The following is a 10,301-nucleotide window of genomic DNA, read 5'->3' on the forward strand; positions in this document are numbered from 1 at the left end:
CCGGGGTTGCTTCCCCCACCCGAACCCTTCCCGACGGGACCGGCAGGTGGTGAGGGTCTTCGAAAAGGAAGCCTTTGGCGGGGTCCCGCCGCGGGTTGCGAAGGACCGGCTCGGGGTTGGCTCTTCCGCCGACTTGCCCGCCCGCAATGACCCCGCCCCGGTCGCCCGCCGAGCGGCCGAGGCCGTCCTCGCCCGCGACGCCTCGCCCGCGGACCGGGTACGGGCCCGGCTCGCCGTGATCGACGCCGCCGGGCAGGCCCTCGCCGACCTGGACGAGACCTTCGCGCACGCCATGGCCGACGCGGCGGGCGACCCCGCCCTCCAGGCCGCCGTCCAGCTGCGGGTGGCCACCAAGCTCAACCTGAGCGACGGCGACCCGGTGCGGTCGCGGGCGGCCGCCGCCGAGGCCGGGGCGCTCGCCGCCACCGGCGGGGACCAGGTCGCCGAGGCGATGGCACTGACCGTACGGGCCCGGATGGGCCGCATCCTCGGTGACCACGGTGCCGAGGAGATCCTGGCCCAGGCCCTCGCGCTGCCGGCGCCGGCCGTGCCGCTCGGCATGCGCCACGCCCCGCAGTACCTCGCGGTGCGGCACGCCCTGTTCGACGACCGGCTCGCGGACGCCCGGGAGCAGCTGCTGGTGCTGCTGCCCGCGGCGGAGCGGACCGGCTCGGCCGAGGACGTCTTCGAGCTGCTGCGCAGCTTCAGCGAGGTCGAGCTGCGCAGCGGCCGCTGCGCGGCGGGCGCGGCCCATGCGCGGCGCGCCCTGGAACTGACCATCGAGGCGGGCCTCTCGCCGGGGCCCGCCTGGTACGTGGCGGCCATGGCGGAGTCCGTGGGCGGCAGTTTCGCGCGGGCGGCCGGCTACGCCCGGCGCGGGGTGCAGGCCTCGGAGGAGGAGCGCGACCAGGTGTTCCTCTCGCGCAGCCTGTACGCGCTCGGGCTGGTCGAGCTGGCCACCGGGGAGACGGTGAAGGCGGTGGCGACCCTGCGCCGGGTGGCCGAACTGGAGGCCGCGCAGCAGGTGGTGGACCCGTCGATCCTGCGCTGGCACGGGGAACTGGCCGAGGCGCTGGTGGCGGCGGACGAGCCGGCGGAGGCGGCCGCGCTGCTGGCGGAGGTCCGCTCGGTGGCCGTGGACCTCGGGCGGGCCGGTGTGGTCGCGGCCCTGGACCGGGCGGAGGGGCTGCTGCTGTCCGCCCGGTCCGAGGCCGACGCGGCGGTCGCCCTGCTGCGGTCCACGGCGGAGCGCTTCGAGGCGCTGGACCTGCCGCTGGAGCGGGCCCGGACCCTGCTGGCGCTGGCCCGGGTGGAGCGCCGGCGCCGGCGGCGGGCACCGGCCCGGGCTGCCCTCCAGGAGGCGGCGGAGGTGTTCACGCGGGCGGGCGCCACGCCGTGGGCGGCGCTGGCGATCGAGGCGCCGGCTGGTGCCGGACCGGGCCGCTCCGCCGGACGCGGTCCGGTGGGGTGGGGTACGGGCGTCCTGACGGAGGCCGAGACCCGGCTCGCGCTGCTGGTCTGCCAGGGGGCGAGCAACCAGGAGGCGGCGGACAAGCTGTTCCTGAGCGTCAAGACGGTCGAGGCCCGGCTGACCCGCATCTACCAGAAGCTCGACGTCCGCTCCCGGGCCCAACTGGCCACCGCCATGCAGCGACGCTGACGCCGACCGGGCGGCGACGCGACCGCCCCGGCCCGGCCCGGTCGGCGCTGCCGCTCCGGGCCGGTCCGGTCCGGTCCGGTCACCAGCGCTTCCGCCCCCGGTCCGGTCCGCGTCCGCCCCCGTCCGGCCGACGCGCCCGGTCAGCCCTCCCGACCCGGTCCGGGCCGTCCGCCGCCGTCCCCCGGGCGCGGTGTCGTCCGCACCCGCGCCAGGACGAGCACCGTGTCGTCCGTCGGACCCTCCGGCAGCAGCCCGGCCACGATGCCGTCGGCCGCCTCCTCCAAGGAGTCGGCGTCGGCCCGCGCCAGCGCGGCCCGCAGCGCGTCGAGGCCGACGTCGATGTCGTGGTCCCGCGACTCCACCAGACCGTCGGTGTAGAGCGCGAGGGTGGAACCGTCCGGCAGCTCGATCCCGGTCGTCCGGAACGGCACGCCGCCGACCCCGAGCGGCACCCCGAGCACCTCGTCCACGGTGTCCACGCTGCCGTCCGGCCTGCGCACCAGCGCCGGCAGATGCCCGGCGCTGGCCACCCGGGCCCGGCCGGTGGCCGGATCGTGGACGATGTAGAGGCAGGTGGCCAGGTCGATCCCGGACTCGCGGGCGCAGGCGTCGAGTTCGGTGAGCACCTCGGCGGGTTCCATCCCGGTACGCGCCAGGGCCTTGGCCGTGATGCGCAGCCGGCCCATGGCGGCGGCCGCCGGCACGCCGTGGCCCATCACGTCGCCGACGACCAGCGCCACCCGGTCGCCGGGCACGCCGGTCACGTCGTACCAGTCACCGCCGACCTCGGTGGCGCGGCTGCCGGGGAAGTAGCGGTGCGCGATCTCCAGATGGGGGCTGTGGGCCACGGTGACGGGGAGCAGCGCCCGCTGGAGGGTCAGCGCGATCTCCTCGACCCTGCTGTAGAGGCGGGCGTTGTCCAGGCAGAGGGCGGCGCGGGAGGCGAGCTCCCCGGCCAGGTCGAGGTCCTGTCCGGTGAAGGCCGGGCGCTGGGCGGAACGGCCGAACATGGCGAGGCCCTGGGCGGTGCCGCGGGCGATCAGCGGGGCGATGACGATGCAGGCCAGGCCGCTGTCGACGAGCAGGCGGGCGCGCTGCTGGTGCACCACGGTCCGGGTGACGAAGTCCTCGTCCACGTCGAAGGAGACCGGCCGGCCGGTGCGCAGGGTCTCGTGGACCGGGGACCCGGGTGGCCACGACACCCGTTCCAGGCCCTCGATCAACTCGACGGCCGGCTCGGGCAGGGTGGTGCCGGCGGCGATCCGCCGCGTGTACAGGGGAAGTTCCGGCGTGAAGGGCTGGGACTCGTCCAGCCATTCCACGACGTCGACCACGGCGCCGTCGCAGAAGTCGGGGACCACCGAGTCGACCAGTTCGCCGGCGGTGACGCGCACGTCCAGCGTGGTGCCGATACGCTCCGCGGCCCGGTTCAGCAGGGCGAGCCGCTGCCGGTTGGCGGTGGCCTCCACGATGGCCTGTTCCCGGTCGGTCACGTCCACGAGGAGTCCGCCCAGCCCCGGGCGGGTGCCGCCGGCCTGGCTGAGCGGGAAGAAGCTCACCGAGCGCACCTGGTCGCGGTCCGGCCGGCCGGGAGTGCGCAGGCCCATCAGGGCCCCGACGACCGGGCGCCCGCTGTCGGCGACGCCGCGCAGCAGGCGTTCGAAGCCGCCGCCGTCCGGGGTGAGCATGAACTCGCCGACGCCCCGCCCGAGGTGCTCCGCCACGGAGGCGCCGTCCATGTCGGCCAGGGCCTGGTTGAGGTGGACGTACCGCAGGTGCTCGTCCAGCCGTACCAGGCCGATGGGGCAGGTCCTGAAGAGCGCGTCCAGGAAGACGAGGTTGGTCTTCACCCGGTCCAGCTCGTCGCCGCGGCTGGCCAGCGCGAGCACGAGGATCTCGTCGGTGCTCCGGGAGAGCGGGAAGACGCGTACGCCGCAGTCGAAGACCGTGCCGTCGCGGTGCCGGGCCGGCGTCCGGATCCGCCAGTAGCCGTGGGTCAGGGCGGTCGCCGCGAGCCGGTCGCCGGCCGGTCCCGGCAGGCTGGGCAGCGGCTCGGGGAAGAGCAGCGAGGCGGGGCGGGACAGCACCTCCCGCACGTCGTAGCCGAAGAGGTCGCGGGCGCCGGGGCCCCAGACGGACAGGCGCCCGTCCCCGTCGAAGCCGAAGACCGCCACGGCCACGTCCTCCAGGAGCGCGCCCGGCTCGGACCGCAGCGGGCCGGCGTCGTACGCGCCCCCCGGCGGTTCCGATGGCACCCGACGCCCCCTTCCGGCCGAGGCGCGCGGCGGCAAACGCGTGGATCCCGCCCGCATCGCGCCAGGGCGGACGGGTCCTCCTCCATTCTGCTGTCCCCCGCCTGCCGCGGCACGTCCCGCTACGGAGCGTCACGGGCGGCGACGCAGCGTCATCTGCCCCCGTTCGGGGGAACGTCCGCAACCGGCGGGCGCGCCGGGCGTTGATCAAGGTGCTCCGCAGGCGAGCACCCGTGCGACAGAAGGATCCATGATGCTCAAGAAGATGATGGCCACCGCGGCCGCCACGGCTTCCATCCTCGGTGCGGGCGCCGCCGTCGCCGCTCCGGCGATGGCCATCGGCAACGACAACGGGATCACCACCGTCAACGGCAACGGCGCCCAGCAGATCTACGGCAACCAGAAGACCGCGGGCGACCTGAGCCCGCAGCTCGGCCTCGTCCAGGGCACGCTGAACAAGCCCTGCGTCGGTCTGCCGGCCAAGGTCAACGTCCAGAACATCCTGGCGCTCGTCAACGTCGGCGTCCAGGACATCAACGTCCTGTCCAACCCGATGAACCAGCAGTGCACCGAGAACTCCACCCAGGCCAAGGGCGACGAGTCGCTCTCGCACATCCTGGACAACATCCCGGTCCTGTCGGGCAACCTCTCCGCGAACAGCTGACGCGGCCGACCCCGCCCGTGCACAGCGCGCCGGCCGCCCGGTCCCACCGGGCGGCCGGCGCTCGTGTGTCCGCCCGGCGGGTCCTGTCCGGCGTGCGGGCCGGGAGCCGGGGGTCAGGAGCCGGCCGGCCAGGCGATCTTCGGGGAGCGGTAGTAGGTGATGCCCATGGTCTTCCAGCGCGGCCCCTGGGCTCCCAGACGGCGCTGGAAGGAGCGCAGGTCGTGCGTGCTCCACGGGGACCAGCCCAGCTCGGCGAGGGCGGGCAGCCGCGGGAAGGCCATGTAGTCGATGTCGGCCGGGGTGACGACGGTCTCGGTCCACAGCGGCGCCTCGACGCCGAGCACGGCGGACTCGCCCACGCCGCTCACCCGGCCCGCGGGATCCCAGTCGTACGCCTTGTCGACCTCGATGTACCCGGCCCACGACAGCCCGAGCGGGGTGCGCCGGTCGTACTTCATGTCGAGGTAGGCGAGGTTCGCCGGCGACATCACGACCTTGGTGCCCTTGGCCGCCGCGGCCGCGAGGGTCAGGTGGGTCCGGGTCGTGCCCCAGTACTGGGCGACGGTGGACGGGAGCGGGGCCGCCCCCGCGATCTCGTGCCAGCCGACGACGGTCTTGCCGTGGGCGGCCACGATCCGCTGGGCCCGCTCGATGAACGCGCGGTAGTCGGCGGGCGGGGTGGAGGCGGCCTCGTCGCCGCCGATGTGGAGGTAGGGGCCGGGGGTCAGGGCGGCGATCTCCCCGACCACCTGGTCGATGAAGGTGTAGGTGGTCTCCAGCGGGACGCACAGCGAGCTGAAGCCGACCTGCGTGCCGGTGTACAGCGGCGGGGCGACCCCGTCGCAGTTGAGCTCGGCGTAGGAGGCGAGGGCGGCGTTGGTGTGGCCCGGCATGTCCAGCTCCGGGACGACCGTGACGAAGCGGGAGGCGGCGTACCGGACGATCGCGGTGTAGTCGGCCTGGGTCCAGTAGCCGCCGGGGCCGCCGCCGACCTGGGTGCTGCCGCCGTACTCGGCCAGGTCGGGCCAGGAGTTGACGGCGATCCGCCAGCCCTGGTCGTCGGACAGGTGCAGGTGCAGCATGTTGATCTTGTAGAGGGCGAGTTGGTCGATGTAGCGCCGGACCTGCTCGACGGTGAAGAAGTGCCGGGCCACGTCGAGCATGGCGCCGCGGTAGGCGAAGCGGGGCCGGTCGGTCACCGTACCGCCGGGCACGGTCCACGGGCCGGGCCGCACGGTGGGGCTCATCACGGCGGGCGGCATCAGCTGGAGCAGCGTCTGGACGCCGTGGAAGAGGCCGGCCGGCTGCTGGGCCCGGACAGTGACGCCGCCGGCGGTGGTGGTCAGCCGGTAGCCCTCCGCCCCTACCGACGCGGGCGCGCCGGAGAGCAGCAGCGCGATGCCACCGGACGCCGGCGGCGGCCCGGTGGTGACGGGGACCGGGTGGCCGGTGGAGGTCCGCAGGACCGAGGCGAGGTACTCGGCGACGCCGCGGGCCTCGGGGGTCCCGGCGGTCACGGTGACGGCCTGGGTGAGGGTGAAGGTGCTGCCGTCGGCGACCGTCTGCGCCGGTACGGGTACCACGGTGTCCGGCAGGGCGGCCATGGCCTCGGCCGGGCCCCCGAGGGGGTCGCGGGCGTCGGCCGGGCCGCCCGCGAGGAGCAGGGCCAGTGCGGTCAGCGCGCCCGTGAGGGCGGTGCGCAGGCGCATCCGAAGTCCTCTCTGGAGTCCGGGTGGGGTCCGTGCTGTGCGGGCGCCGCCAGTGTGCCCGCCGCGCCCGCGCTCCGGCAGGCTTCGACGCGCCGATTCCGGAGCAGCGGATTCCGGCCGCCGCCCCCGCCCTTCCCGGCCTGCTCGTACGTAAATCCGGGGCCCACCCGATCGGGTGCTGATGGTGTTTGAAACATGGGAGGGCCATCCCGGCGCTGCCATGATCGATCGGCCGACTGCTGTGACGCTTGTGAAATGAGGGGTTCTCCGTGACGCATGAGGCCGGCCGTACGAGGCTGGCGGCCCGCTGTCGCACCGTGACAGACGCTCCCGCGTTCGGGAAGGCCGTCTTCGCGGTGATCCTGTTCAACGCCTGCCTGCTGGGTGTGGAGACGTACAGCGGGACGGCCGCCGCCCACGAGCAGATCCTCCGGATCGCCGAAGGTGCCTGCCTGGCCGTGTTCAGCTTGGAGATCCTGGTGCGGATCGGCGCCCACGCCGACCGGCCCAAGGCCTTCTTCCGCGATCCGTGGAACCTCTTCGACCTGCTGGTGGTGGCGTCGGCGTTCGTGCCGGTGGTGCGTGAGAACGCCACGGTGCTGCGGCTGTTGCGGCTGGCGCGGGTCCTGCGCACCGCCCGCTTCCTCCCGCAGCTGCGGGTCCTGCTCGTCGCCGTGGGCCGCAGCGTGCCGGGCACCCTGAGCTTCCTGTTCGTCGGGGCGCTCGTGGTCTACGTGTACGCCATGATCGGCTGGCTGTGCTTCGCCGAGAGCGACCCCGGGCGCTACGGCTCGGTCGGCCGGGCCGCGCTCACGCTCTTCCTGCTGACCATGCTGGAGGGGCTGGGCGACGCCGTGAGCGCGGGGCTGGAGATCTCCCCGCTGTCGTTCCTCTACTACGCCTCCTACGTGCTGTTCGCCTCCTTCGTGCTGGTGAACGTCCTGATCGGGGTGGTGCTCACCTCGCTGGAGGAGGCGCGCGAGCTGGAGAAGCAGGACCTGGAAACGGGGCAGGCGCCGGACCCGGGGTCGAGGCCGGATCCGGAGTCCGGGCCGGGGCCTGCCCGGGTGCCGGAGCCGGCCGCCGCCGGGACCTGGACGGCGGAGGACGAGGCACAGGCAGCGGCCGCGTTTTCGGCGGACGCGTGTTCGGCGGAGGCGGTCCCGGAGGACCTGCGCGAGCGCATCGTGCGCGCCCGTCGCGCCCTGGACGAGCTCGAAGCGGGCCTGGCCGCCCGCGCCCGCCCGTTCCAGGACCACCTGAGCTGAGTTGCACGAGGGGCCTTCACCGTGCCGGCCGGCGGGGGCGGGGACGTCCCTTGACCAGTTCGAGGGGGCCGATGCCCTCGCGCAGGGCCGTCAGGCAGGCTTCGATCCGGCGCAGCTGGCCCTTGCCGACCAGCGCGGGGAGCTCGGCGGGGGCCGCCGTCCGCCACTGCCTGAGCTCGGCCGGGTCGAGGCGGATCCGGGCGAGGGTCTCGTCGTCGAGGACGCCGCCGTCGTAGAGGAAGGCGACCCGGGCCGGGTACGGCGGGTCGGGCGCCCAGTTCACCGCCAGCAGCCGGCCCGGGGCGAGGTCGAGGCCGAGCTCCTCACGCACCTCGCGGCGCGCGGCCTCGTACGGGCTCTCGCCCAGGTCGGATTCGATGCCCCCGCCGGGCAGGTGCCAGCGGCCGTCGGTGCGATACCTCGGCTGGACCAGCAGGACGCGGCCGGCCCGGTCGGTGAAGAGCACCTTCGACGCGGTCAGCGCCTTGGGCCGGTTGGCCCGGTGGCCGGCGGCGTCGAGCGTGTGGGCGTGCTCCAGGGCGGCTCGGGCCGGGGCGGTGACCCCGGCCGCGGAGCCCGGCTGGGGAACACCGTCGACCAGGTGCGCGACCGATCCCGCGTACAGGGCGGCCATGGCCGCGCGCAGCAGGGGCGCGGCCGGGACGGGGAGCAGGGCGCAGGCCTCCTCCCACGGGTACCGCCGGGCCCCGGGCACATCGCCGCCACCGCCGCCTTTGCCTTCACCGCCGTGACCGCCGTCGCCGTCGGCCGTGTCGCCCGCGGGCGCGGGCGGCAGCGGCCCGGCCTGGTAGGCGTGCACGACCCGGGCGGGGCCGCCGTCGGACGCGGGGCCGCGGGAGTCCACGGCGAGGAGCCGGCCGACCGACAGGTGCAGGCCCGGGTCCGCCGACAGGTACCGGGCGAGGGCCTGTTCGGGGGTCTCGGTACGGCGGACCGGGGTGGCGGGCAGGTCCGGTCGGGAGGGCGGGGAGGCAGAGGACAGCAGCACCCGGCCCTGCTCGTCCAGGACGATGCCGGCCGCCACGACCTGCGGGCCCGGCCCGGGGACGTCACTCACGGCCCAGTTTCACCCACTTCGCCGTGCTCGGCACACCCTTGTCGTTCAACAGGAACAGCATGTAGTAGCCGGGCGGCGCGTCGGCCGGCGTCGCGGGCGCGACGAGGGTGAGGGTGTCGCCCCGGATCCCGGTCAGCAGCAGGTCGAGGTGGCGCTGGCTGGTGTTGACCGCGTGGGTGACCGTCGTGGGAGCCAGCAGGACGGCACGCCGGACCTGGTCGGGGGTGGACGTGGTCACGCTGAAGCCGGTTCCGTGGCGGACGGTGCCCTCCGGGACCTCGTCCAGCGCCGGGCGGCTGCCGCGGTGCAGGTAGGCGGGCTCGTACAGCTCGATGCTGCCGTCCATCTCGTCGGTGATGTCGGGGTCGTTGGCGATCTGCTGGAGCTCGTCCCCGGTCACCATGACGCGGCCGTCCGGCATCACCAGGGCGTTGGAGTGGTAGCCGCGCGGCAGCCGCTGGGCCGGGCCGAGCCGCCAGGAGCCCCGGGCGTCGCGGGTCTCGGTCTGCCGGTAGGCGAGGTCGGCCTTGGGGTTGAAGGGGCCGCTGCCGTAGTCCCGGGTGTCGAGGGCGCCGTTGACGGTGAGCAGGGTGCCGTCCGGCATGATCAGCGTGTCGTCCTGGGTGCGGCCGAAGGCGCGGGGCTGCTCGGTGGTCCACTGCCGGCCGGTCAGCCGGTAGGTGTTCGGGTCGCGCGGGTCGCCGCCGAGGACGAGGACGGAGTCCGGGCCGCGCAGGCCCGCCGGCAGCGGGACGGCCGAGCCGTAGTTGCGGTAGTCGCCGGGCCGCCGGGGCAGGCGGTAGCGCAGCTCGGTGAACGGGTCGAACTTCCACTGCTGGTCGGCGTCCCGGCCGAGGCCGTAGATCAGCCCGTCGCGCAGCGAGAACAGGTGCGGGTAGTCGTTGCGGAAGGGGGCGGTGGACCAGAAGCGGTCCGTGGGGACGTCCCGCGGGACGTCCGTCTTCAGCCACGGCACGGGGTGTCCCAGGGACGGGAAGCGCTCGACGACCGGGGTGGGGGTGCCGGTGCCCCGCTCGGACTGCCCGGACATGATCAGCATCCGCCCGTCCGCGCCGGTGACCACCGAGGGGTACCAGCGGCCGGCCACCATGTCGCGGTTGCGGTACCAGGTCTCGGTCCACGGGTCGAAGACGAACGACAGGGTGGCACCGCTGCCGCCCTTGCCGCCGTTGTTCCCGCCGAAGACCGCGAGCATGCCGTTGGGCAGGAAGGCGTGGCCGGAGCAGAAGAAGGGCGCGGGGCGCGCGATGCCGGTGCCGTCGGGCACGACGACGCTCGGCGGCGGCACGCTGGTGAAGGCGTCGGGGCCGGTGCCCCGGGACGGGTCCCAGAGGTAGGCCCGGCCGGCGTTGGCCGGGCCGACGACATCGGTGGGGCCGGTCTCCTTGAGGGGGTTGGACTGGACCCGCTCGAAGGAGAACAGCAGCACCTTGCCGGTGGGCAGTTGGGCCGTGTGGACGCCGAAGTCGGGCGAGGGGAAGTAGTCCGTGAACCGGCCGTCGCGCGCCGGGTCGAAGCCGCGGTTGGCCCGCGCCTGCGAGGCGGTCAGGGAGGCCAGGCTCGCGGTGCGGCTGGCCTGCGGGTACTCCTCGGCGGCAGCGGCCGCGAGTCGCCGCCGGGCGTGCGCACGGGCGTGTTCGGCGCCGAGC

At 74.9% G+C, this 10,301-nt stretch carries 7 protein-coding genes; 3 read left to right on the forward strand and 4 right to left on the reverse strand.

What is annotated here, in order from left to right; translation table 11 throughout:
- The first annotated feature begins 133 nt into the window (after window positions 1-133).
- Window positions 134-1,660 carry a helix-turn-helix transcriptional regulator gene (locus GPJ59_RS27540; protein ID WP_308120514.1) on the forward strand — a complete coding sequence of 509 codons (1,527 nt, stop codon included), beginning with the start codon at window positions 134-136 and terminating at the stop codon, window positions 1,658-1,660.
- 140 nt (window positions 1,661-1,800) lie between these two features.
- On the opposite strand, the gene GPJ59_RS27545 is transcribed toward GPJ59_RS27540, so the two are convergent.
- Complete coding sequence (locus GPJ59_RS27545; RefSeq protein WP_308120515.1) at window positions 1,801-3,915, reverse strand: SpoIIE family protein phosphatase; 2,115 nt, start codon at window positions 3,913-3,915, stop codon at window positions 1,801-1,803.
- A 250-nt stretch (window positions 3,916-4,165) separates the two neighbouring features.
- Between GPJ59_RS27545 and GPJ59_RS27550 the strand changes: the two genes are divergently transcribed.
- Window positions 4,166-4,576: a rodlin gene (locus GPJ59_RS27550; RefSeq protein WP_219670405.1), complete on the forward strand. Its 411-nt coding sequence runs from the start codon at window positions 4,166-4,168 to the stop codon at window positions 4,574-4,576.
- A 113-nt stretch (window positions 4,577-4,689) separates the two neighbouring features.
- Here GPJ59_RS27550 and GPJ59_RS27555 read toward each other — a convergent pair whose 3' ends face one another.
- Complete coding sequence (locus GPJ59_RS27555) at window positions 4,690-6,285, reverse strand: beta-N-acetylhexosaminidase (RefSeq protein ID WP_219670402.1); 1,596 nt, start codon at window positions 6,283-6,285, stop codon at window positions 4,690-4,692.
- Window positions 6,286-6,602: 317 nt separating this feature from the next.
- On the opposite strand from GPJ59_RS27555, the gene GPJ59_RS27560 reads away from it, so the two are divergent.
- On the forward strand, window positions 6,603-7,553 hold the full coding sequence (locus GPJ59_RS27560) for an ion transporter (RefSeq protein WP_308120516.1): 951 nt from the start codon (window positions 6,603-6,605) through the stop codon (window positions 7,551-7,553).
- A 16-nt stretch (window positions 7,554-7,569) separates the two neighbouring features.
- On the opposite strand, the gene GPJ59_RS38675 is transcribed toward GPJ59_RS27560, so the two are convergent.
- The gene (locus GPJ59_RS38675) at window positions 7,570-8,631 is read right to left on the reverse strand and encodes an NUDIX domain-containing protein (RefSeq protein ID WP_308120517.1); all 1,062 of its coding nucleotides are present in this window, start codon (window positions 8,629-8,631) and stop codon (window positions 7,570-7,572) included.
- Window positions 8,624-10,301, reverse strand: a 1,678-nt coding sequence (locus tag GPJ59_RS27570; protein ID WP_219670404.1) for a galactose oxidase early set domain-containing protein, incomplete at its 5' end; no start/stop codon positions are given. The genes GPJ59_RS38675 and GPJ59_RS27570, both read right to left, overlap by 8 nt.

Source organism: Streptomyces bambusae, from assembly GCF_019400985.1.
Classification (GTDB): Bacteria; Actinomycetota; Actinomycetes; order Streptomycetales; family Streptomycetaceae; genus Streptomyces; species Streptomyces bambusae_A.

What these genes read in the sequence shown, in the direction of transcription:
- GPJ59_RS27555 (WP_219670402.1), bottom strand. Translation starts at nt 6,285, where the DNA reads ATGCGCCTGCGCACCGCCCTCACGGGCGCGCTGACCGCACTGGCCCTG.
- GPJ59_RS27550 (WP_219670405.1), top strand. Translation starts at nt 4,166, where the DNA reads ATGCTCAAGAAGATGATGGCCACCGCGGCCGCCACGGCTTCCATCCTC.